A 19660-nucleotide genomic window follows, 5' to 3' on the forward strand; every position below is an offset into this window, starting at 1 on the left:
ACCTTGTACGTGACCTTGAGCACCGGCGAGTAGATCGAGTCGACCGGGATCCGGCCGATCTCCTGGCCGACCTGCTTGTTCTGGACGGCGGAGACGTAGCCGCGACCGCGCTCGACGGTCAGCTCCATCTCCAGCTTGCCCTTGCCGTTCAGCGTGGCCAGGACCAGGTCGGGGTTGTGCACCTCGACACCGGCCGGCGGCGCGATGTCGGCGGCGGTGACGACGCCGGGGCCCTGCTTGCGCAGGTACATCACGACCGGCTCGTCGTGCTCGGAGGAGACGACGAGCTGCTTGATGTTGAGGATCAGGTCGGTGACGTCTTCCTTGACGCCGGGCACGGTGGTGAACTCGTGCAGCACGCCGTCGATGCGGATGGACGTGACCGCCGCACCCGGGATCGAGGAGAGCAGGGTCCGGCGAAGGGAGTTGCCGAGGGTGTAGCCGAAGCCGGGCTCCAGCGGCTCGATGACGAACCGGGAGCGGTACTCGTCGACGACCTCTTCGGTCAACGAGGGGCGCTGAGCGATCAGCATGATGTGTTTCCTTCAGTCGTGGACGCCCGCTATTTGACGTCCGCTGTACTGACAAGGGTACGGGCGGCACGGCGCCATCGGCTCCGTACCGCCCCCACCGGTCAGCTCTTACTTGGAGTAGAGCTCGACGATCAGCTGTTCCTGCACCTGGGTGTCGATCACCTGGCGCTCGGGCAGGCTGTGCACGAGGATCCGCAGCTGCCCGGGGACCGCCTCCAGCCATGCCGGAACGGTCTTCTCGCCGGCCTCGGCCTTGGCCACCTCGAAGGGGGTCAGGGCGCGAGAGCCCTCGCGGACCTCGATGACGTCGTGCACGGCCACGCGCGCCGACGGGATGTCGGTCTTGCGGCCGTTGACCTGGATGTGTCCGTGACGCACCAGCTGACGGGCGTGGTCGCGGGACTTGGCGAAGCCGGCCCGGTAGACCACGTTGTCGAGGCGGGTCTCAAGGATGCGCAGAAGGTTCTCACCGGTCTTGCCGGTCTTCTGGTTCGCTTCCTTGTAGTAGTTCACGAACTGCTTCTCAAGGACGCCGTAGATGCGGCTGCACTTCTGCTTCTCGCGAAGCTGCAGCAGGTACTCGCTGTCCTTGGTGCGCCCGCGACCGTGCTCACCCGGGGGGTAAGGACGGATCTCGATCGGGCACTTTGCGCTCTCGCACTTGCTCCCCTTGAGGAAGAGCTTCTGCTTCTCCCGACGGCAACGCTTGCAGTCGGCCCCGGTGTAACGCGCCATTGTCTAGTTGTCTCCTACTTCAGTGGGTCAGACGCGGCGACGCTTGGGCGGGCGGCATCCGTTGTGCGGGGTGGGGGTGACGTCCTGGATGGAGCCCACCTCAAGGCCGGTCGCCTGCAGCGAACGGATGGCGGTCTCGCGGCCCGAGCCCGGACCCTTGACGAAGACGTCGACCTTGCGCATGCCGTGCTCCTGCGCGCGGCGGGCGGCCGACTCGGCGGCCATCTGCGCGGCGAAGGGGGTGGACTTGCGCGAGCCCTTGAAGCCGACGTGGCCGGCAGAGGCCCAAGAGATCACGTTCCCGGTCGGGTCGGTGATCGAGACGATCGTGTTGTTGAACGTGCTCTTGATGTGAGCGTGCCCGTGGGCGACGTTCTTCTTCTCCTTGCGGCGCACCTTCTTGGCGCCGGCCGTACGGCCCTTCGGAGGCATTCAATAACTCCCGTGGAGGTGGTCGGTCCTACAGCGAAGACCGCTGGCGGGGTCCTGCTGAGGACTACTTCTTGCCCGGCTTCTTCTTGCCGGCGATCGCGCGACGCGGACCCTTGCGGGTACGGGCGTTCGTGCTGGTGCGCTGACCGTGCACCGGCAGGCCGCGGCGGTGACGCAGACCCTGGTAGCAGCCGATCTCGACCTTGCGGCGGATGTCGGCCTGGATCTCGCGACGGAGGTCACCCTCGGTCTTGAGGTTGTTGTCCACGTACTCGCGGATCTTGACGAGGTCTTCCTCGGTCAGGTCGCGAACCCGGGTGTCCGGGTTCACGCCGGTCGCGGCGAGGGTCTGCTCCGAGAGCGTGCGCCCGATGCCGAAAACGTAGGTGAGGCCGACCACCACGCGCTTGTCGCGCGGGAGGTCAACGCCTGCGAGGCGTGCCATTGATGTGGCTCCTGATGGCTATTCGGAGGTCTTCCGCAGCACCGTTCCCGTAAGACTCTGCGGCATTACGAGCCGGGTCCCCGGCCTCCGAGCCGGGGGTGTCGTCCCCTCGCGCCGGGCGCGGGGGTCGGGTGACTGCGTATGTACGTGTACTTCTCGCGTCGCGCGAACTGCGAAGTTGCAGGTGGTCGGCGTGCGTCAGCCCTGGCGCTGCTTGTGGCGCAGGTTGTCGCAGATGACCATGACCCGGCCGTGGCGGCGGATCACCTTGCACTTGTCGCAGATCTTCTTGACGCTCGGCTTGACCTTCATGGGTGTGAGGTTCTCCGGGTCAGTGCCCATGCCCCACGGGAGCGGGGCTTCGGCAAGATCTACTTGTAGCGGTAGACGATTCGGCCACGCGTCAGGTCGTAGGGAGAGAGCTCCACGACGACCCGGTCATCCGGGAGGATGCGGATGTAGTGCATCCGCATCTTGCCGCTGATGTGCGCGAGGACCTTGTGACCGTTCTGGAGCTCCACCTTGAACATCGCGTTCGGCAGAGACTCGATCACGGTGCCCTCGATCTCGATGGCACCTTGCTTCTTGGCCACGCTTCGCCTTTCGGATCGGCTACCTTGATCGACTCATGTGCACGGCCGGCACCCTATGTGCGGGCACACGGATGCACGAGAGCCGACGCGTCAGTCTACGTCAGTGCCTGAGAAAAGACGAATCCAGGGTTATTGCCCGCGGACGAAGATCCTTATGCGCCAAGGCCGGTGACTTAGCCCAGGGGGTCGGGCGCCGCGGTGATGCCGAGGGAGGCCAGCTTGGCCTTGCCGCCGTCCGGCGCGGTCAGCACCAGCGGGCCGTCCTCGGTCAGCGCGACCGAGTGCTCCCAGTGCGAGGACCAGCTGCCGTCGTTGGTCTTGACCGTCCAGTCGTCGTCCAGGACGTGGGTCTTGGCGGTGCCGAGGTTGACCATCGGCTCGATGGCGATGCAGAAGCCGGGCACCAGCTTCGGGCCCCGGCCGCGCTTGCGGTCGACGTAGTTCAGCAGGTGCGGGTCCATGTGCATCTGCGAGCCGATGCCGTGGCCGCCGTAGTCCTCGACGATGCCGTACTTGCCGCTGGCCGGGCGGGGTTGGCGACGGATGTAGCCCTCGATCGCCTTGGAGATGTCCACCAGCCGGTTGCCCTTGGCGACCGCGGCGATGCCGGCCCACATCGACTCCTCGGTGACCCGGCTGAGTTCGACCAGCTCGGCGGAGTGGCCGGAGCCGACGAAGGCGGTGTACGCCGCGTCGCCGTGCCAGCCGTCGATGATCGCGCCGCAGTCGATGGAGATGATGTCGCCGTCGGCCAGGACCGTGTCGGCGGACGGAATGCCGTGCACCACAACGTCGTTGACGGAGGTGCAGATCGTGGCGGGGAAGCCGCCGTAGCCGAGGAAGTTGGACTTCGAGCCGTGCTCGGCGAGCACCTTGCGCGCGGCCTCGTCCAGGTCCTTAGTCGTGGCGCCCGGCACCGCGACCTCACGGGTCGCGGCGTGGATGGCGGCGACCACCAGCCCCGCCTCGCGCATCTTCGCGATCTGCGCGGGGTTCTTGATCTCCAGCATGCCGGTGCCTACCGCCTTCGCTCGTGTCCGCGGGTCCGTCCCGCCCACCCAACACTACGGCCGCGGCGCCCGTGTGGGACACCGCGGCCGTACCGAGTTGCTCGCTTATTCGCCGCGCCCCAGGGCGTTCATCGCCCGCTGGGTGACCTCCGCGACCTTGCCGAGGGCCGGGATCGTGACGACCAGGTCCTGGGACTTGTAGTAGTCGATGATCGGCTCGGTCTCCGAGTGGTAGACCTCCAGCCGCTTGCGGACGGTGTCCTCGCGGTCGTCCTCGCGCTGGTACAGCTCGCCGCCGCACACGTCGCAAACGCCCTCGGCCTTGGGCGGGTTGTACTCGACGTGGAAGACGTGGCTGGAGTCCTTGCGGCAGATCCGCCGGCCGGCGATCCGCTTGACCACCTCGTCCTCGGGGACCTCAAGGTCCAGCACCGCGTCCAACTTCAGGCCCTGGCCCCGGAGGTACGCGTCCAGCGCCTCGGCCTGACCGAGGTTGCGCGGGAACCCGTCCAACAGGAATCCCTCGGCCGCGTCGGCCTGCCCCATGCGGTCCTCGGCCATCCCGATGGTGACCGAGTCCGGGACGAGGTTGCCGGCGTCCATGTAGGACTTGGCCTCGACGCCCAGGGGCGTGCCCTGCGAGATGTTGGCCCGGAACAGGTCCCCCGTGGAGATGTGCGGGATCGCCAGGTCCTTGGCGAGGTACGCGGCCTGCGTACCCTTACCGGCTCCCGGGGGTCCGACGAGGACGATTCGCATCAGCGGAGGAACCCTTCGTAGTTGCGCTGCTGAAGCTGGCTCTCAATCTGCTTCACGGTCTCCAGACCCACACCCACGATGATCAGGATGCTCGTCCCGCCGAACGGGAAGTTCTGGTTCGCGTTGAACAGCACCAACGCCACTGTTGGTACGAGCGCGATCAGCCCCAGGTACAGCGAGCCCGGCCACGTGATCCGGTTGAGCACGTAGCTGAGGTACTCGGCCGTCGGGCGACCAGCCCGGATGCCCGGGATGAAGCCACCATACTTCTTCATGTTGTCGGCAACTTCTTCGGGGTTGAAGCTGATGGCCACGTAGAAGAAGGCGAAGAAAACGATGAGCAAGAAGTACGCCGCGATGTAAACCGGGTGATTTCCCTTGGTGAAGTTGGTGGCGATCCACGTCGCCCAGCCCGCCTTCGAACCGCTGAACTGAACGATCAGGGCCGGGATGTAGAGCAACGATGACGCGAAGATGACGGGAATCACACCCGCCTGGTTCACCTTCAGCGGGATGTACGTGGACGTACCGCCGTAAGACCGGCGACCGATCATGCGCTTCGCGTACTGCACCGGGATCCGCCGCTGCGCCTGCTCGACGAAGACCACCAGGGCGACCATCGCCAGGCCCACCACGATCACCGAGAAGAACTCGATCCAGCCGTCGGCCAGCTTGCCGGTCAGCTTGATCTGCCACAGCGCGCCCGGGAAACCGGCGGCGATCGAGATGAACATCAGGATGGACATGCCGTTGCCGATGCCGCGGTCGGTGACCAGCTCACCGAGCCACATGATCAGGCAGGTGCCGGCGGTCATCGTGATCACCATCGTGATGGTGGTGAAGATCGAGTCGTTGGGCACGATCTGGCTGGCGACCGGGCAGCTCTGGAAGAGCGCACCGCTGCGGGCGGTGGCCACCAGACCGGTGCCCTGCAACACGGCCAGCGCCACGGTCAGATAGCGGGTGTACTGGGTGATCTTCGCCTGGCCGGACTGCCCCTCCTTCTTGAGGGCCTCCAGCCTGGGGATCACCACGGTCAGCAGCTGGAGGATGATGCTCGCCGTGATGTACGGCATGATCCCCAGCGCGAAGATCGTGATCTGCAGCAGCGCTCCACCGCTGAACATGTTCACCAGGGCGAACAACCCGCTGTTGCCGCCGGCCTGCTTCATGCAGGTCTCGACGTTCGCGTAGTTCACCCCTGGGACCGGGATGTGCGCCCCGATCCGGTAGAGCACGATGATGCCCAGTGTGAACAGCAGCTTCTTGCGCAGGTCGGGCGTCTTGAACGCTCGGGCGAACGCGGTGAGCACGGTGCCTCCTGCGCCCCCCGCCCCATGCGGTCGGGAGGTGACGGTCTTGAGGATCGACGAATTAGCGGCTGTACCGTGCGGAGTCGGCCCGCACGGCGGGTGCCGGGGCGGCCCCCGGACAAATCAAACAGTGCAGGCCACCTTACCGGCGACCGTACCCCCGTGGAACGACCAACCGGGGATGCCCCAATCGATGGGCATCCCCGGTCAGTTGAACCAACGAACTCAGAGGAGTTCGGTGACGCTGCCACCGGCAGCGGTGATCTTCTCCTTGGCGGAACCGGAGACGGAGTCCACCGTCACCTGGAGCGCCACGGAGATCTCGCCCTGGCCCAGGACCTTGACGAGCTCGTTCTTGCGCACCGCGCCCTTGGCGACCAGGTCGGCCACCGTGACCTCGCCACCCTGCGGGTAGAGCGCGGCCAGCTTCTCCAGGTTCACGACCTGGAACTGCTTGTGGGCGGGGTTCTTGAAGCCCTTCAGCTTCGGGAGGCGCATGTGGAGGGGCATCTGCCCACCCTCGAAGCGCTCCGGAACCTGGTAACGGGCCTTGGTGCCCTTGGTACCACGACCAGCGGTCTTACCCTTGGACGCCTCACCACGACCGACACGGGTCTTGGCGGTCTTGGCGCCCGGGGCGGGCCGGAGGTTGTGGACCTTCAGCGGGTTGGTCTCCGCCATGTCAGTCGACCTCCTCGACCGTCACGAGGTGACGCACGGTGTGGACCATGCCGATGACCTCGGGACGGGCATCCCGGACAACACTGTCGTTCAGGCGCTTGAGGCCCAGCGAACGGAGCGTGTCACGGTGGTTCTGCTTGCTACCGATGTAGGACTTGGTCTGGGTGATCTTGATGCGCATCACGCATTCACCCCGGCACGCGCCCGCAGCAGAGCGGCGGGAGCAACGTCCTCCAGCGGCAGACCACGACGGGCGGCGATCTCCTCGGGCCGCTGCAGGCCCTTGAGCGCCGCCACCGTGGCGTGCACGATGTTGATCGGGTTCGACGAACCGAGCGACTTGCTCAGCACGTCGTGGATGCCCGCGCACTCCAGGACGGCGCGCACCGGGCCACCGGCGATCACACCGGTACCGGGGGAAGCCGGCTTGAGCAGGACGACGCCCGCAGCCTTCTCGCCCTGGATCGGGTGCGGAACGGTACCGGCGATACGGGGGACCTTGAAGAAGTTCTTCTTGGCCTCTTCCACGCCCTTGGCGATGGCAGCCGGAACTTCCTTGGCCTTGCCGTAACCGACACCTACGGTGCCGTCACCGTCGCCCACCACGACCAGCGCGGTGAAGCTGAAACGACGACCACCCTTGACAACCTTGGCGACGCGGTTGATCGCGACAACGCGCTCAACGTACGCGGTCTTCTCGGCGGCAGCGCCACCGTCGCGACCCTTCCGGTCCCGCCGCTCGCCGCCACCGGCACCGCTGCCGCGGCGCTGGGGTCCAGCCATTGGATTTACCTCTCTCTGTTACGTCCGCTAGCTCCGGAACCGGGGCTTAGAACTTCAGCCCGGCTTCGCGGGCGGCGTCGGCCAGAGCGGCAATCCGCCCGGCGTACTGCTTGCCACCGCGGTCGAACACGACGGCCTCGACACCGGCGGCCTTGGCACGCTCGGCGACCAGGGCGCCAACCTTCTGGGCCTGGGCGCTCTTGTCACCCTCGCCACCACGGATCGACGCGTCCAGGGTCGAAGCCGACGCCAGGGTGTGACCCTGAACGTCGTCGATGACCTGGGCGAAGATGCCGCGGTTCGACCGCGTCACGACCAGACGGGGGCGCTCCTGCGTACCCGAAATCCGCTTGCGGATGCGGATGTGGCGACGCTTGGCGGCAGCGCGCTTGTAGGCGTTGCCCTTAGCGATCTTCACACCGTATGCCATGGCTTACTTACCAGCCTTTCCGACCTTGCGGCGGATGACTTCGCCCTCGTACTTGACGCCCTTGGCCTTGTACGGGTCGGGCTTCCGCAGCTTGCGGATGTTCGCGGCGACCTCGCCGACCTTCTGCTTGTCGATGCCCTCGACGCTGAACTTCGTCGGCGACTCGACCTTGAAGGAGATGCCCGCGGGCGCCTCGATCAGGATCGGGTGGCTGTAGCCCAGGGAGAACTCCAGGTTGGAACCCTTGGCCTGGACGCGGTAACCGACACCGCTGATCTCAAGCTTCTTCGCGTAGCCCTGGGTCACGCCGGTGATCATGTTCGCCACCAGCGTGCGGGACAGGCCGTGCAGGGCCTTGTTCTGACGCTCGTCGTTCGGACGGGAGACGGCGATGGAGCCGTCCTCACCCTTGGCGACCTCGATGGGCGCCGCGACGGTGTGCGAAAGGGCACCCTTGGGGCCCTTCACGTTGACCGTGCGGCCCTCGATGGTGACGTCCACACCAGCGGGAACCTGGATGGGCAGCTTGCCAATGCGCGACATTAGCTATTCCTCCGTTCCCTGTTACCAGACGTAGGCGAGGACTTCCCCACCCACGCCCTTCTTCTGCGCCTGCTGGCCGGTCAGGAGACCGTGGGACGTGGAGATGATCGCCACGCCCAGGCCACCGAGGACCCGCGGCAGGTTGGTGGACTTGGCGTAGACCCGCAGACCCGGCTTCGAGATCCGCTTGATGCCGGCGATCGAGCGCTCGCGGTTCGGGCCGAACTTGAGCTCCAGGACGAGGTTCTTGCCAACCTCGGCGTCCTCGACGCGCCAGCCGGTGATGTAACCCTCCTGCTGGAGGATCTCCGCGATGTGCGACTTGATCTTGCTGTGCGGCATCAACACGGTGTCGTGGTATGCCGAGTTCGCGTTCCGCAGACGGGTCAGCATGTCTGCGATGGGATCAGTCATGGTCATGAATTGGCCTTCGGCCTCTCTCGCCGGGGTTTCCTATCTGCGCCATCCCTCTCCCCGATCAGGGTCGGGACGGGTGCGGCACGGGGACCTACGGCGTAGTAAGCGACGTTATGCGGGTGGGTACCCGCGGTCGGTCTCGGGCGGCGGGGCGCCCAAACCCTTCCAGCGTACGGGAAGTGGGTCTGGGCACCCGCCGACCGATTGCTTACCGAGAGCCTCCGGTAATCCCCAACTGGGGGATTACCAGGAGCTCTTGGTCACGCCCGGCAGCTCGCCGCGGTGAGCCATCTCACGAAGGCACACGCGGCAGAGGCCGAACTTGCGGTACACGGAGTGCGGACGGCCGCAGCGCTGGCAGCGGGTGTACGCGCGCACACCGAACTTCGGCTTGCGAGCAGCCTTGGCAATCAGAGCCTTCTTCGCCATCTCGCTCACGCCTCCTTGAACGGGAAGCCGAGGTGACGAAGGAGGGCGCGGCCCTCGTCGTCGTTGGTCGCCGTGGTGACCACGGTGATGTCCATACCCCGGGTGCGGTCGATCTTGTCCTGGTCGATCTCGTGGAACATGACCTGCTCCGTGAGACCGAAGGTGTAGTTGCCCCGACCGTCGAACTGCTTCGGGGACAGACCACGGAAGTCGCGGATGCGCGGCAGCGCCAGCGACAGCAGGCGGTCCAGGAACTCCCACATGCGGTCACCGCGGAGGGTGACGTGGGCGCCGATCGGCTGGCCCTCGCGCAGCTTGAACTGCGCGATGGACTTCCGGGCCTTGGTGACGGCCGGCTTCTGGCCGGTGATCGTGGTGAGGTCGCGCACGGCGCCCTCGATCAGCTTGGAGTCGCGGGCGGCGTCGCCCACACCCATGTTGACCACGATCTTGGTCAGACCGGGGATCTGCATGACGTTCTCGTAGGAGAACTCGTCCTTCAGCTTCCCGGCGATCTCTTCGCGGTAGCGCGTCTTCAGACGCGGCGCGTTGGTGGTGGCAGTCATCAGATGTCCTCACCGGTCCGCTTGGCAACGCGGATCTTGTTGCCCTCGTCGTCGAAGCGGTACCCGACGCGGGTGACGACCTTGTTGCCGTCCTTCTCCACGACCAGCTGAACGTTGCTGACGTGGATGGGGGCCTCGGTCGTCACGATGCCGCCGGTCTGCGACCCACGAGCGGTCTGTCCGGCCTTGGTGTGCTTCTTGACCCGGTTGACACCCTCGACCAGGACGCGGTCCTCGCGGGGGTAGGCCGCGATGACCTTGCCCTGCTTGCCCTTGTCCTTACCGGTGATGACCTGGACCAGGTCGCCCTTCTTGATCTTCATCGGTTACAGCACCTCCGGCGCGAGCGAGATGATCTTCATGAACTTCTTCTCGCGCAGCTCACGGCCCACGGGGCCGAAGATACGGGTGCCGCGGGGGTCGCCATCGTTCTTGAGGATGACGGCCGCGTTCTCGTCGAAGCGGATGTACGAGCCGTCCGGACGGCGGCGCTCCTTGACGGTGCGAACGATGACGGCCTTGACGACGTCACCCTTCTTCACGTTGCCGCCGGGGATCGCGTCCTTGACGGTGGCAACGATGACGTCACCGATGCCCGCGTAGCGTCGACCCGAGCCACCGAGAACACGGATGGTGAGGATTTCCTTCGCACCCGTGTTGTCGGCGACGCGAAGCCGAGACTCCTGCTGGATCACGTCTATCTCCTGAATGTCTGCCGGTTCCCGGCAGGTGTTTCGCGAGGAAACACCTGCCGAGCCTGGCGGAACTGTTCCTAGGGGGTCCCCCTAGGAGGGATTACTTGGCCTTTTCGAGGATCTCGACGACGCGCCAGCGCTTCGTCGCGGACAGCGGCCGGGTCTCCATGAGGAGGACACGGTCGCCGACGCCAGCGGCGTTCTGCTCGTCGTGCGCCTTGAGCTTGTTGGTACGGCGGATGACCTTGCCGTACAGCGCGTGCTTGACGCGGTCCTCGACGGCGACGACGACGGTCTTGTCCATCTTGTCGCTGACGACCAGACCCTCACGGGTCTTGCGGAAACCGCGCTCGGTCTTCTGCTCAGTCACATTCTTCTCGCTCATCAGGCGCTCTCCACCGTCTCGATGCCGAGCTCGCGCTCACGCATCAGGGTGTAGATCCGGGCGATGTCCTTGCGGACGGCCTTCAGCCGGCCGTGGTTCTCGAGCTGTCCGGTCGCCGCCTGGAAGCGGAGGTTGAACAGCTCTTCCTTGGCCTCACGGAGCTTGGCAACGAGGTCCTCGTTGTTCAGCTCGCGCAGCTCGGACGCCTTGGTAACGGCCGACATCACGATTCACCTGCCTCGCGCCGAACGATGCGGCACTTCATCGGAAGCTTGTGGGCGGCGCGGGTCAGCGCCTCCTTAGCAACCTTCTCGTTCGGGAAGGACAGCTCGAACATCACCCGACCCGGCTTGACGTTCGCGATCCACCACTCCGGCGAACCCTTACCGGAACCCATGCGGGTCTCGGCAGGCTTCTTCGTCAGCGGGCGGTCGGGGTAGATGTTGATCCACACCTTGCCGCCGCGCTTGATGTGACGGGTCATGGCGATACGAGCGGACTCGATCTGCCGGTTCGTCACGTAGGCCGGGGTGACGGCCTGAATGCCGTACTCACCGAAGGCAAGCTCGGTACCGCCCTTGGCCATACCGTTCCGCTTCGGGTGGTGCTGCTTGCGGTGCTTGACCCTGCGAGGGATCAGCATGTCGGTCAGCCCTCCGTTCCAGGGTTCTCCGCCGGAGCAGCGGCAGCGGCCTCGGCCTTGGGGGCCTCGGCAGCGGCGCTCTGCTGCTGCGGCTTGCGGCCGCGACCGCCACGCTCGCCACCGCGGCGCGGACGCTCGTTGCCACCGCGGGCCGGGCGGTTGCCCGCACGGGCGGCGGCGTTCTCGGCGCGCACCTCAGCGATGTTCTTGACGTCGCCCTTGTAGATCCAGACCTTCACGCCGATGCGGCCGAAGGTGGTCTTGGCCTCGAAGAAGCCGTAGTCGACGTTCGCGCGGAGGGTGTGCAGGGGCACACGACCCTCGCGGTAGAACTCCGAGCGGGACATCTCGGCGCCGCCGAGACGGCCACCACACTGGATCTTGATGCCCTTGGCGCCGGCCTTCATCGTCGACTGCATGCTCTTGCGCATGGCGCGACGGAAGGAGACGCGGGACGAGAGCTGCTCGGCGACGGCCTGGGCCACGAGCTGAGCATCGGTCTCGGGGTTCTTGACCTCGAGGATGTTCAGCTGGACCTGCTTGCCGGTCAGCTTCTCCAGCTCACCGCGGATGCGGTCGGCCTCGGCGCCGCGGCGGCCGATGACGATGCCCGGGCGAGCGGTGTGGATGTCAACGCGGACGCGCTCACGGGTGCGCTCGATCTCCACCTTGGAGATACCGGCGCGCTCCATGCCCTTCGTCATCATGCGACGAATGGCGACGTCTTCCTTGACGTAGTCCTTGTACAGCTTGTCGGCGTACCAGCGGGACTTGAAGTCCGTCGTCACGCCGAGCCGGAACCCGTGCGGGTTTACCTTCTGGCCCATTACCGGGTTCCTTCCTTGCTGCTGACGACCACGGTGATGTGGCTGGTCCGCTTGCGGATCCGGTAGGCACGACCCTGGGCACGCGGACGGAACCGCTTCAGGGTCGGGCCCTCGTCCACGTACGCCTCGCTGATAACCAGCGTGGAGGCGTCCGTGTGGTCGTAGTTGTGCGCGGCGTTGGCAATGGCGCTGTCCAGCACCTTGCCCACCGGCACGCTCGCGGCCTGCGGGGCGAAACGCAGGACCGCCTGAGCCTCCGTGGCATCCATGCCACGGATAAGGTCCACCACGCGGCGGGCCTTCATGGGCGTGACGCGGATGTACCGCGCCTGGGCCCTGGCTTCCATGGTTGTCCCTTCGGTGTCAGTCATAGTCTTCGCACTCCGGTCGATCAGCGACGACGCGACTTGCGGTCGTCCTTCTCGTGGCCGCGGAAGGTGCGGGTCGGCGCAAACTCGCCGAGCTTGTGGCCGACCATCGACTCGGTGACGAACACCGGGACGTGCTTGCGGCCGTCGTGCACCGCGATCGTGTGGCCGAGCATGGCCGGGACGATCATGGAGCGGCGGGACCAGGTCTTGATGACGTTCTTGGTGCCGGCTTCGTTCTGAACATCCACCTTCTTGGCGAGGTGGTCGTCGACGAAGGGCCCCTTCTTGAGACTGCGCGGCATCTAAACCCGCTCCTAGCGCTTCTTGTTCGTCTTGCGGCGGCGGACGATGTACTTGTTGCTGGCCTTCTTCGGCGAGCGAGTACGACCCTCCTTCTTGCCCCAGGGCGAGACCGGGTGGCGACCACCGGAGGTCTTGCCCTCACCACCACCGTGCGGGTGGTCAACCGGGTTCATCACGACACCACGCACGGTCGGGCGGACGCCCTTCCAGCGCATACGGCCGGCCTTGCCCCAGTTGATGTTCGACTGCTCGGCGTTGCCGACCTCGCCGACGGTGGCGCGGCAGCGAACGTCGACCAGGCGGATCTCGCCGGACGGCATGCGCAGGTGGGCCATGGAGCCCTCACGCGCCAGCAGCTGCACGGAGGCACCCGCGGAGCGGGCGAACTTCGCGCCGCCGCCGGGCCGCAGCTCGATGGCGTGGATGGTCGTACCGACCGGGATGTTGCGCAGCGGCAGGTTGTTGCCCGGCTTGATGTCGGCGCCAGCGCCATTCTCAATCCGGTCACCCTGCTGCAGGCCGCGCGGCGCGATGATGTAGCGCTTCTCGCCGTCGGCGTAGTGCAGCAGCGCGATGCGCGCGGTGCGGTTCGGGTCGTACTCGATGTGCGCGACCTTGGCCGGCACGCCGTCCTTGTCGTGACGACGGAAGTCGATCACGCGGTAGGCGCGCTTGTGGCCACCGCCCTGGTGGCGAACGGTCACACGACCGGCGTTGTTACGGCCGCCCTTGCTGTGCAGCGGGCGGACCAGCGACTTCTCCGGCGTGGACCGCGTGATCTCGACAAAGTCGGCGACGCTGGAGCCACGACGGCCCGGGGTCGTCGGCTTGTACTTGCGGATACCCATTTCTCAGTCCTCGTCCGATTCCGGACGACTCGGACTCCGTTAGGAGACCGGGCCGCCGAAGATGTCGATACGGTCGCCCTCGGCGAGGGTCACGATGGCGCGCTTGGTGTTGGCGCGCTTACCGAAACCGGTGCGGGTGCGCTTGCGCTTGCCCTGCCGGTTGATCGTGTTGACCCCGGTGACCTTGACCGAGAAGACCGCCTCGACGGCCTGCTTGATCTGGGTCTTGTTCGCGCCGGGCGCGACGATGAACGTGTACTTGTTCTCGTCCAGCAGCGCGTAGCTCTTCTCGGAGACGACCGGCTTGACGAGGACGTCACGCGGGTCCGAGAAGGTCTTGCTGGTGACGACGGCCTCAGTCATCAGGCGTCGCTCCCTTCGGTCTCAACGGCCTTGGGGCCAGACACGAAGGACTCGAAGGCGGCCTTGGTGAAGACCACGTCGTCGGAGACGAGCACGTCGTACGTGTTCAGCTGGCCCGGCTCCAGGATGTGGACCTGGGGCAGGTTGCGGGCGGACAGCCACGCGGCCTCGTCGGAGCGCTCGGCAACCAGCAGGACGTTCTTGCGGTCGCTGACCTTGCCGAGCAGGCCCTTGGCGGCCTTGGTGGACACCGCGCCGTCGACCACGCCGGAGACGACGTGGATGCGGCTGTGGCGGGCCCGGTCGGAGAGGGCACCGCGCAGGGCGGCGGCCTTCATCTTCTTCGGGGTCCGCTGGCTGTAGTCACGCGGCACGGGGCCGTGGACGACGCCACCGCCGGCGAACTGCGGCGCACGGGTCGAACCCTGGCGCGCGCGGCCGGTGCCCTTCTGGCGGTAAGGCTTCTTGCCACCGCCGCGGACCTCGCCGCGGGTCTTGGTCTTGTGCGTGCCCTGACGGGCAGCGGCCAGCTGCGCGACGACGACCTGGTGGATCAGCGGAACGCTGACCTTCGCGTCGAAGATCTCCGCGGGGAGCTCGACGGTCCCGGCCTTGTCGCCTGCCGGCGAAAGGATGTCAATGGTGCTCATCGGTTACCTCAGGCCCCCTTGGCCGCGGTACGGACCAGGACGAGGCCGCCGTTCGGACCAGGAACTGCGCCCTTGATGAGCAGCAGACCCTTCTCCGCGTCAACGGCGTGGACGGTCAGGTTCTGGGTGGTGACCCGCTCATTGCCCATACGGCCGGCCATCCGCATGCCCTTGAACACGCGGCCCGGGGTGGCGCAGCCACCGATGGAGCCCGGCTTGCGGTGCACGCGGTGGGCACCGTGGGACGCCTTGCCGCCATGGAAGCCGTGACGCTTCATGACACCGGCGAAGCCCTTGCCCTTGCTCTTGCCGGTCACGTCCACCTTCACGCCGGCCTCGAAGACCTCGGCGGAGAGCTCCTGGCCGAGGGCGTACTCGCTCGCGTCGGCGGTACGGACCTCGACGAGGTGACGGCGGGGGGTGACGTCGGCCTTCGCGAAGTGGCCCTTGAGGGGCTTGTTCACCTTGCGCGGGTCGATCTCGCCGAAGGCGATCTGGACGGAGTCGTAGCCGTCCTGGTCATTGGTGCGCACCTGGGTAACGACGCAGGGGCCGGCCTTCACCACGGTCACCGGGACGACACGGTTGTTCTCGTCCCAGACCTGGGTCATGCCGAGCTTCTCGCCCAGGAGCCCCTTGATCTGCTTAGCCATCTCTTCCGCGCCTCTCAGAGCTTGATCTCGATGTCAACGCCGGCCGGAAGGTCCAGGCGCATCAGCGAGTCAACGGTCTTGGGCGTCGGGTCGAGGATGTCGATCAGGCGCTTGTGCGTGCGCATCTCGAAGTGCTCGCGCGAGTCCTTGTACTTGTGCGGCGACTTGATGACGCAGTACACGTTCTTCTCAGTGGGCAGCGGCACCGGGCCCGCGACCGACGCACCAGTGCGGGTCACCGTCTCGACGATCTTCTTCGCCGAGGAGTCGATGACCTCGTGGTCGTAGGCCTTGAGCCGGATGCGGATCTTCTGTCCCGCCATGGCTACTTCGTAGTCCTGTCTCTCGTAACGCTCTGGGACCCGATGGGGTCGATACTCTTCTCCGACCCACGCGGTCGGGCGTGTCGCGCTCCTTCTCGTAAGTCTCCGCGAAGGAGATCCCTCAAGGAGGAGAGCGTGGGGAAGAACACCCACCGGGCGCCTGGCAGAGGCACCCCGCTGACGCTTCCCGGAAGATTCCCGTACTTCCACCCCTGAAAAGGGGCGACGAATACCTGGGACTCGCTTCCGGTCCCCCCGGCGGGAGGCGCGCAGCATCGGCACTCAACCGAGCAACCTGGACAGTGTGCCATACGGGGGTTGCGTAAGGCCAATCGGGGCCCAACTGTCAAGGAGCCCCGCCCACCTGGTGGTGAGCGGGGCTCCTCAAGTGCTCCGGGGAGCTACCGGGTCAACCGGATCAACTTACTTGTTGATCTTGGTGACCTGGCCGGCGCCGACGGTCCGGCCACCCTCACGGATGGCGAACTTCAGGCCCTCCTCCATGGCGACCGGCTGGATCAGCTGGACCGACATCTCGGTGTTGTCGCCCGGCATGACCATCTCGGTGCCCTCGGGGAGGGTCACAACACCGGTCACGTCAGTCGTACGGAAGTAGAACTGCGGACGGTAGTTGTTGAAGAACGGCGTGTGACGGCCACCCTCGTCCTTGGACAGGATGTAGGCCTGCGCCTCGAACTCGGTGTGCGGGGTGACCGAGCCCGGCTTGATGATGACCTGGCCGCGCTCGACGTCCTCGCGCTTGATGCCGCGGAGCAGCAGACCGACGTTCTCACCGGCCTGGCCCTCGTCGAGCAGCTTGCGGAACATCTCGATGCCGGTGACGGTCGTCGAGGTCTTGTCCTGCTTGATGCCGATGATGTCAACCTGCTCGTTGACCTTCAGGACACCGCGCTCGATACGACCGGTGACGACGGTGCCACGACCGGTGATCGTGAAGACGTCCTCGATCGGCATCAGGAACGGCTTGTCAACGTCGCGCTCCGGCTGCGGGATCGACTCGTCGACGGCCTTCATCAGCTCAAGGATGGAGTTGCCCCACTCCTTGTCGCCCTCAAGGGCCTTCAGAGCGGAGACCTTGACGACCGGAACCTCGTCGCCGGGGAACTCGTACTCGGAGAGGAGCTCACGGACCTCGAGCTCGACGAGCTCCAGGATCTCCTCGTCGTCCACCATGTCGGCCTTGTTCAGGGCGACAACGATGTACGGAACGCCGACCTGGCGGGCCAGGAGCACGTGCTCCTTGGTCTGCGGCATCGGGCCGTCGGTCGCGGCGACCACCAGGATCGCGCCGTCCATCTGGGCGGCACCGGTGATCATGTTCTTGATGTAGTCCGCGTGACCGGGGCAGTCAACGTGGGCGTAGTGACGCGTCTCGGTCTGGTACTCGACGTGCGCGATGGAGATGGTGATACCGCGCTGGCGCTCCTCAGGAGCCTTGTCGATCTGGTCGAAGGCCGAGGCCTCGTTCAGGTCCGGGTACGCGTCGTGCAGCACCTTGGTAATGGCGGCCGTGAGGGTCGTCTTACCGTGGTCAATGTGACCGATGGTGCCGATGTTGACGTGCGGCTTAGTCCGCTCGAACTTCGCCTTCGCCACTGGGGTCCTCCTGTGGAGTGGTTCTGTACGCCTTACTCATCGGCGCCAGGTGATCTTTGCTGGATAGCCCGGGGCCCGGGGGCATTCCTCCGCTGTTGCGGCGGAATGCCCCGGCAGGCTCCGGAGTCAAGCCTAGAGCGTGAACTCGGTGGGTGAGTTACTCGCCCTTGGCCTTGGCGATGATCTCCTCGGCGACGTTCTTGGGAACCTCGGCGTAGGAGTCGAACTGCATCGAGTAGCTCGCGCGACCCGACGTCTTGCTGCGGAGGTCTCCGACGTAGCCGAACATCTCCGAGAGCGGAACCAGGCCCGTGACGAGCTTGGCGCCGGCGCGGTCCTCCATGGACTGGATCTGACCACGGCGGGAGTTGATGTCGCCGATCACGTCGCCCATGTAGTCCTCGGGCGTGGTGACCTCGACCTTCATCATCGGCTCCAGCAGGGCCGGGCTGGCCTTGCGGGCGGCCTCCTTGAAGGCCATCGAGCCGGCGATCTTGAACGCCATTTCCGACGAGTCGACCTCGTGGAAGGCGCCGTCGAGGAGCGTGACCTTGACACCGGTCAGCGGGTAGCCGGCGAGAACACCGAACTCCATGGCCTCCTGGCAGCCCGCGTCCACGGACGGGATGTACTCCCGCGGGATGCGGCCACCGGTGACCTTGTTCTCGAACTCGTACCCGTCGCCCTCAAGCGGTGCGATGGCGATCTGCACCTTCGCGAACTGGCCGGAACCACCAGTCTGCTTCTTGTGCGTGTAGTCGAGGCGCTCAACCGCCTTGCGCAGGGTCTCGCGGTACGCGACCTGCGGCTTGCCGACGTTGGCCTCGACCCGGAACTCGCGCTTCATACGGTCGACCAGCACGTCGAGGTGCAGCTCGCCCATACCCGCGATGATGGTCTGGCCGGTCTCCTCGTCGGTGTGCACCTGGAACGAGGGGTCTTCCTCGGCGAGACGCTGGATCGCGACGCCCAGCTTCTCCTGGTCGCCCTTCGACTTGGGCTCGATGGCGACCTGGATGACCGGGGCCGGGAACTCCATCGACTCAAGGATCACCGGGTTCGACGCGTCGCAGAGGGTCTCACCGGTGGTGGTCTGCTTCAGACCCATGACGGCGACGATGTCGCCGGCACCCACCGCGTCGATCTCCTCACGCTTGTTCGCGTGCATCCGGTAGATCTTGCCGATGCGCTCCTTCTTGCCCTTCACCGAGTTCTGCACCTGCGAGCCGGCCTCAAGGCGACCCGAGTACACGCGGATGAAGGTGAGCTTGCCCAGGTGGGGGTCGCTCGCGATCTTGAACGCCAGGGCGGACAGCGGCTCGTCCTCGGACGGCTTGCGCTTGACGACCTCGTCCGCGTTGCCGACCGCGTGGCCCTCGATGGCCTCGACGTCCAGCGGGGAGGGGAGGTAGCGCACGACCGCGTCGAGCAGGGGCTGCACGCCCTTGTTCTTGAACGCGGTGCCACAGAACACCGGGGTGACGGTGGTGGCGTCAGCCTTGCCGGAGGCGATGGTGATCCGACGGATCGCCGCGTAGAGCTGCTCCACGGTGGGCTCCTGGCCCTCCAGGTACAGCTCCATGACCTCTTCGTCGTTCTCGGCCACGGCCTCAAGGAGCTTGCCGCGCCATTCGTCGGCAGCCTCGATGTGCGTTTCCGGGATGTCGACGGTGTCGTACATCTCGCCCTTGGCGGCCTCGGCCGACCAGACCAGGGCCTTCATGGTGACGAGGTCGACGACACCCTTGAAGTCCGCCTCGGTGCCGATCGGGAGCTGCATCACGATCGGGGTCGCGCCGAGGCGGTCCACGATCATGTCGACGCAACGGTGGAACTCGGCGCCCGTGCGGTCCAGCTTGTTGACGAAGCAGATGCGCGGAACGCCGTAGCGGTCCGCCTGACGCCAAACGGTCTCGGACTGGGGCTCGACACCGGCGACGCCGTCGAACACCGTCACCGCACCGTCGAGCACGCGCAGCGAGCGCTCCACCTCGACGGTGAAGTCGACGTGGCCCGGGGTGTCGATGATGTTGATGGTGTTGTCGACGTCGTCCAGCGGCCAGTGGCAGGTCGTCGCGGCAGACGTGATGGTGATGCCACGCTCCTGCTCCTGCTCCATCCAGTCCATCGTGGCAGCGCCGTCGTGGACCTCACCGATCTTGTAAGAAACACCGGTGTAGAACAGGATCCGCTCGGTGGTGGTCGTCTTGCCCGCGTCGATGTGGGCCATGATCCCGATGTTGCGGACCTTGGCCAGGTCAAGCGAAGTGGTAGCCATAGTGGCTCAGTCTTCTCTCGGTCTCGATGTGGGTT

General features: G+C 66.0%; 31 protein-coding genes and 1 pseudogene. All 32 read right to left on the reverse strand.

Annotated elements, in window-relative coordinates; translation table 11 throughout:
- Window positions 1-533, reverse strand: a pseudogene (locus ACIQU6_RS34495) (DNA-directed RNA polymerase subunit alpha); the annotation flags it as partial.
- 108 nt (window positions 534-641) lie between these two features.
- Window positions 642-1268 carry a 30S ribosomal protein S4 gene (gene rpsD, locus ACIQU6_RS34500; RefSeq protein ID WP_274915086.1) on the reverse strand — a complete coding sequence of 209 codons (627 nt, stop codon included), beginning with the start codon at window positions 1266-1268 and terminating at the stop codon, window positions 642-644.
- Between the two features lie 27 nt (window positions 1269-1295).
- On the reverse strand, window positions 1296-1700 hold the full coding sequence (rpsK, locus tag ACIQU6_RS34505) for a 30S ribosomal protein S11 (RefSeq protein ID WP_004571845.1): 405 nt from the start codon (window positions 1698-1700) through the stop codon (window positions 1296-1298).
- A 64-nt stretch (window positions 1701-1764) separates the two neighbouring features.
- Entirely contained in the window at window positions 1765-2145 is a 381-nt protein-coding gene (gene rpsM, locus ACIQU6_RS34510) for a 30S ribosomal protein S13 (protein WP_018538741.1), read from the reverse strand.
- A 198-nt stretch (window positions 2146-2343) separates the two neighbouring features.
- A complete protein-coding gene (gene rpmJ, locus ACIQU6_RS34515; protein WP_003956441.1) occupies window positions 2344-2457 on the reverse strand; it encodes a 50S ribosomal protein L36 in 114 nt (37 codons plus the stop codon).
- A gap of 59 nt (window positions 2458-2516) precedes the next feature.
- The gene (gene infA, locus ACIQU6_RS34520; RefSeq protein WP_003956442.1) at window positions 2517-2738 is read right to left on the reverse strand and encodes a translation initiation factor IF-1; all 222 of its coding nucleotides are present in this window, start codon (window positions 2736-2738) and stop codon (window positions 2517-2519) included.
- A gap of 173 nt (window positions 2739-2911) precedes the next feature.
- Window positions 2912-3748 carry a type I methionyl aminopeptidase gene (map, locus tag ACIQU6_RS34525; RefSeq protein ID WP_376564397.1) on the reverse strand — a complete coding sequence of 279 codons (837 nt, stop codon included), beginning with the start codon at window positions 3746-3748 and terminating at the stop codon, window positions 2912-2914.
- A 105-nt stretch (window positions 3749-3853) separates the two neighbouring features.
- Window positions 3854-4507: an adenylate kinase gene (locus tag ACIQU6_RS34530; protein WP_403485687.1), complete on the reverse strand. Its 654-nt coding sequence runs from the start codon at window positions 4505-4507 to the stop codon at window positions 3854-3856.
- Window positions 4507-5820 carry a preprotein translocase subunit SecY gene (gene secY / locus ACIQU6_RS34535; protein WP_403485688.1) on the reverse strand — a complete coding sequence of 438 codons (1314 nt, stop codon included), beginning with the start codon at window positions 5818-5820 and terminating at the stop codon, window positions 4507-4509. Before secY ends, ACIQU6_RS34530 begins: the two co-directional genes overlap by 1 nt.
- A 225-nt stretch (window positions 5821-6045) precedes the next feature.
- Window positions 6046-6501, reverse strand: a complete 456-nt coding sequence (gene rplO / locus ACIQU6_RS34540; RefSeq protein ID WP_274915082.1) for a 50S ribosomal protein L15 — start codon at window positions 6499-6501, stop codon at window positions 6046-6048.
- 1 nt (window position 6502) lies between these two features.
- Window positions 6503-6685 carry a 50S ribosomal protein L30 gene (rpmD, locus tag ACIQU6_RS34545; protein WP_403485689.1) on the reverse strand — a complete coding sequence of 61 codons (183 nt, stop codon included), beginning with the start codon at window positions 6683-6685 and terminating at the stop codon, window positions 6503-6505.
- On the reverse strand, window positions 6682-7284 hold the full coding sequence (gene rpsE, locus ACIQU6_RS34550) for a 30S ribosomal protein S5 (RefSeq protein WP_403485690.1): 603 nt from the start codon (window positions 7282-7284) through the stop codon (window positions 6682-6684). Before rpsE ends, rpmD begins: the two co-directional genes overlap by 4 nt.
- A 46-nt stretch (window positions 7285-7330) precedes the next feature.
- Window positions 7331-7714 (reverse strand): 50S ribosomal protein L18, encoded by a 384-nt coding sequence (gene rplR, locus ACIQU6_RS34555; RefSeq protein ID WP_274915078.1) that lies wholly within the window; start codon window positions 7712-7714, stop codon window positions 7331-7333.
- 3 nt (window positions 7715-7717) lie between these two features.
- The gene (rplF, locus tag ACIQU6_RS34560; RefSeq protein ID WP_403485691.1) at window positions 7718-8257 is read right to left on the reverse strand and encodes a 50S ribosomal protein L6; all 540 of its coding nucleotides are present in this window, start codon (window positions 8255-8257) and stop codon (window positions 7718-7720) included.
- Between the two features lie 21 nt (window positions 8258-8278).
- On the reverse strand, window positions 8279-8677 hold the full coding sequence (gene rpsH, locus ACIQU6_RS34565) for a 30S ribosomal protein S8 (protein ID WP_274915076.1): 399 nt from the start codon (window positions 8675-8677) through the stop codon (window positions 8279-8281).
- A gap of 240 nt (window positions 8678-8917) precedes the next feature.
- Window positions 8918-9103 (reverse strand): type Z 30S ribosomal protein S14, encoded by a 186-nt coding sequence (locus ACIQU6_RS34570; RefSeq protein ID WP_003956452.1) that lies wholly within the window; start codon window positions 9101-9103, stop codon window positions 8918-8920.
- 5 nt (window positions 9104-9108) lie between these two features.
- Window positions 9109-9669 carry a 50S ribosomal protein L5 gene (rplE, locus tag ACIQU6_RS34575; protein ID WP_274915075.1) on the reverse strand — a complete coding sequence of 187 codons (561 nt, stop codon included), beginning with the start codon at window positions 9667-9669 and terminating at the stop codon, window positions 9109-9111.
- Entirely contained in the window at window positions 9669-9992 is a 324-nt protein-coding gene (gene rplX / locus ACIQU6_RS34580; RefSeq protein WP_274915074.1) for a 50S ribosomal protein L24, read from the reverse strand. Before rplX ends, rplE begins: the two co-directional genes overlap by 1 nt.
- 3 nt (window positions 9993-9995) lie before the next feature.
- Entirely contained in the window at window positions 9996-10364 is a 369-nt protein-coding gene (gene rplN, locus ACIQU6_RS34585; protein ID WP_003974257.1) for a 50S ribosomal protein L14, read from the reverse strand.
- A gap of 100 nt (window positions 10365-10464) precedes the next feature.
- On the reverse strand, window positions 10465-10749 hold the full coding sequence (gene rpsQ / locus ACIQU6_RS34590) for a 30S ribosomal protein S17 (protein WP_274915073.1): 285 nt from the start codon (window positions 10747-10749) through the stop codon (window positions 10465-10467).
- Entirely contained in the window at window positions 10749-10973 is a 225-nt protein-coding gene (rpmC, locus tag ACIQU6_RS34595) for a 50S ribosomal protein L29 (protein ID WP_046927445.1), read from the reverse strand. Before rpmC ends, rpsQ begins: the two co-directional genes overlap by 1 nt.
- Entirely contained in the window at window positions 10973-11392 is a 420-nt protein-coding gene (gene rplP / locus ACIQU6_RS34600; RefSeq protein WP_366329817.1) for a 50S ribosomal protein L16, read from the reverse strand. The genes rpmC and rplP overlap by 1 nt, the downstream gene beginning before the upstream one ends.
- A 5-nt stretch (window positions 11393-11397) precedes the next feature.
- Window positions 11398-12219: a 30S ribosomal protein S3 gene (gene rpsC, locus ACIQU6_RS34605; protein WP_043264894.1), complete on the reverse strand. Its 822-nt coding sequence runs from the start codon at window positions 12217-12219 to the stop codon at window positions 11398-11400.
- Window positions 12219-12566: a 50S ribosomal protein L22 gene (rplV, locus tag ACIQU6_RS34610; RefSeq protein ID WP_009997296.1), complete on the reverse strand. Its 348-nt coding sequence runs from the start codon at window positions 12564-12566 to the stop codon at window positions 12219-12221. Before rplV ends, rpsC begins: the two co-directional genes overlap by 1 nt.
- A 44-nt stretch (window positions 12567-12610) precedes the next feature.
- A complete protein-coding gene (gene rpsS / locus ACIQU6_RS34615) occupies window positions 12611-12892 on the reverse strand; it encodes a 30S ribosomal protein S19 (RefSeq protein ID WP_004571826.1) in 282 nt (93 codons plus the stop codon).
- Window positions 12893-12904: 12 nt separating this feature from the next.
- Window positions 12905-13741, reverse strand: a complete 837-nt coding sequence (gene rplB / locus ACIQU6_RS34620; protein WP_016571056.1) for a 50S ribosomal protein L2 — start codon at window positions 13739-13741, stop codon at window positions 12905-12907.
- Window positions 13742-13780: 39 nt separating this feature from the next.
- Complete coding sequence (gene rplW / locus ACIQU6_RS34625; protein ID WP_383411246.1) at window positions 13781-14104, reverse strand: 50S ribosomal protein L23; 324 nt, start codon at window positions 14102-14104, stop codon at window positions 13781-13783.
- Window positions 14104-14754: a 50S ribosomal protein L4 gene (rplD, locus tag ACIQU6_RS34630; protein ID WP_233657580.1), complete on the reverse strand. Its 651-nt coding sequence runs from the start codon at window positions 14752-14754 to the stop codon at window positions 14104-14106. Before rplD ends, rplW begins: the two co-directional genes overlap by 1 nt.
- 8 nt (window positions 14755-14762) lie before the next feature.
- The gene (gene rplC, locus ACIQU6_RS34635) at window positions 14763-15407 is read right to left on the reverse strand and encodes a 50S ribosomal protein L3 (RefSeq protein WP_403485692.1); all 645 of its coding nucleotides are present in this window, start codon (window positions 15405-15407) and stop codon (window positions 14763-14765) included.
- Between the two features lie 14 nt (window positions 15408-15421).
- Window positions 15422-15730, reverse strand: a complete 309-nt coding sequence (rpsJ, locus tag ACIQU6_RS34640) for a 30S ribosomal protein S10 (RefSeq protein WP_003948644.1) — start codon at window positions 15728-15730, stop codon at window positions 15422-15424.
- 423 nt (window positions 15731-16153) lie between these two features.
- Window positions 16154-17347: an elongation factor Tu gene (gene tuf, locus ACIQU6_RS34645; RefSeq protein ID WP_403485693.1), complete on the reverse strand. Its 1194-nt coding sequence runs from the start codon at window positions 17345-17347 to the stop codon at window positions 16154-16156.
- 157 nt (window positions 17348-17504) lie between these two features.
- Window positions 17505-19625, reverse strand: coding sequence for an elongation factor G (gene fusA / locus ACIQU6_RS34650; protein ID WP_403485694.1), 2121 nt, complete (start codon window positions 19623-19625; stop codon window positions 17505-17507).
- Window positions 19626-19660 lie beyond the last annotated feature (35 nt).

The organism is Streptomyces sp. NPDC090442 (assembly GCF_044769405.1).
Lineage (GTDB): Bacteria > Actinomycetota > Actinomycetes > Streptomycetales > Streptomycetaceae > Streptomyces.

Coding starts and splice junctions, on each gene's coding strand:
- rpsK (WP_004571845.1), bottom strand. CDS start 1,700: ATGCCTCCGAAGGGCCGTACGGCCGGCGCCAAGAAGGTGCGCCGCAAG.
- rplB (WP_016571056.1), bottom strand. CDS start 13,741: ATGGGTATCCGCAAGTACAAGCCGACGACCCCGGGCCGTCGTGGCTCC.
- rpsH (WP_274915076.1), bottom strand. CDS start 8,677: ATGACCATGACTGATCCCATCGCAGACATGCTGACCCGTCTGCGGAAC.
- rplD (WP_233657580.1), bottom strand. CDS start 14,754: ATGAGCACCATTGACATCCTTTCGCCGGCAGGCGACAAGGCCGGGACC.
- rpsM (WP_018538741.1), bottom strand. CDS start 2,145: ATGGCACGCCTCGCAGGCGTTGACCTCCCGCGCGACAAGCGCGTGGTG.
- map (WP_376564397.1), bottom strand. CDS start 3,748: ATGCTGGAGATCAAGAACCCCGCGCAGATCGCGAAGATGCGCGAGGCG.
- rpsE (WP_403485690.1), bottom strand. CDS start 7,284: ATGGCTGGACCCCAGCGCCGCGGCAGCGGTGCCGGTGGCGGCGAGCGG.
- rplW (WP_383411246.1), bottom strand. CDS start 14,104: ATGACTGAGGCCGTCGTCACCAGCAAGACCTTCTCGGACCCGCGTGAC.
- ACIQU6_RS34570 (WP_003956452.1), bottom strand. CDS start 9,103: ATGGCGAAGAAGGCTCTGATTGCCAAGGCTGCTCGCAAGCCGAAGTTC.
- rpsQ (WP_274915073.1), bottom strand. CDS start 10,749: ATGAGCGAGAAGAATGTGACTGAGCAGAAGACCGAGCGCGGTTTCCGC.
- rpsS (WP_004571826.1), bottom strand. CDS start 12,892: ATGCCGCGCAGTCTCAAGAAGGGGCCCTTCGTCGACGACCACCTCGCC.
- rplR (WP_274915078.1), bottom strand. CDS start 7,714: ATGGCATACGGTGTGAAGATCGCTAAGGGCAACGCCTACAAGCGCGCT.
- rplC (WP_403485692.1), bottom strand. CDS start 15,407: ATGGCTAAGCAGATCAAGGGGCTCCTGGGCGAGAAGCTCGGCATGACC.
- rplP (WP_366329817.1), bottom strand. CDS start 11,392: ATGCTGATCCCTCGCAGGGTCAAGCACCGCAAGCAGCACCACCCGAAG.
- rpsJ (WP_003948644.1), bottom strand. CDS start 15,730: ATGGCGGGACAGAAGATCCGCATCCGGCTCAAGGCCTACGACCACGAG.
- rplV (WP_009997296.1), bottom strand. CDS start 12,566: ATGGAAGCCAGGGCCCAGGCGCGGTACATCCGCGTCACGCCCATGAAG.
- rplX (WP_274915074.1), bottom strand. CDS start 9,992: ATGAAGATCAAGAAGGGCGACCTGGTCCAGGTCATCACCGGTAAGGAC.
- rplF (WP_403485691.1), bottom strand. CDS start 8,257: ATGTCGCGCATTGGCAAGCTGCCCATCCAGGTTCCCGCTGGTGTGGAC.
- rpmC (WP_046927445.1), bottom strand. CDS start 10,973: ATGTCGGCCGTTACCAAGGCGTCCGAGCTGCGCGAGCTGAACAACGAG.
- rpsC (WP_043264894.1), bottom strand. CDS start 12,219: ATGGGCCAGAAGGTAAACCCGCACGGGTTCCGGCTCGGCGTGACGACG.
- rpmJ (WP_003956441.1), bottom strand. CDS start 2,457: ATGAAGGTCAAGCCGAGCGTCAAGAAGATCTGCGACAAGTGCAAGGTG.
- rplE (WP_274915075.1), bottom strand. CDS start 9,669: ATGACTGCCACCACCAACGCGCCGCGTCTGAAGACGCGCTACCGCGAA.
- fusA (WP_403485694.1), bottom strand. CDS start 19,625: ATGGCTACCACTTCGCTTGACCTGGCCAAGGTCCGCAACATCGGGATC.
- rplO (WP_274915082.1), bottom strand. CDS start 6,501: ATGGCGGAGACCAACCCGCTGAAGGTCCACAACCTCCGGCCCGCCCCG.
- rpsD (WP_274915086.1), bottom strand. CDS start 1,268: ATGGCGCGTTACACCGGGGCCGACTGCAAGCGTTGCCGTCGGGAGAAG.
- ACIQU6_RS34530 (WP_403485687.1), bottom strand. CDS start 4,507: ATGCGAATCGTCCTCGTCGGACCCCCGGGAGCCGGTAAGGGTACGCAG.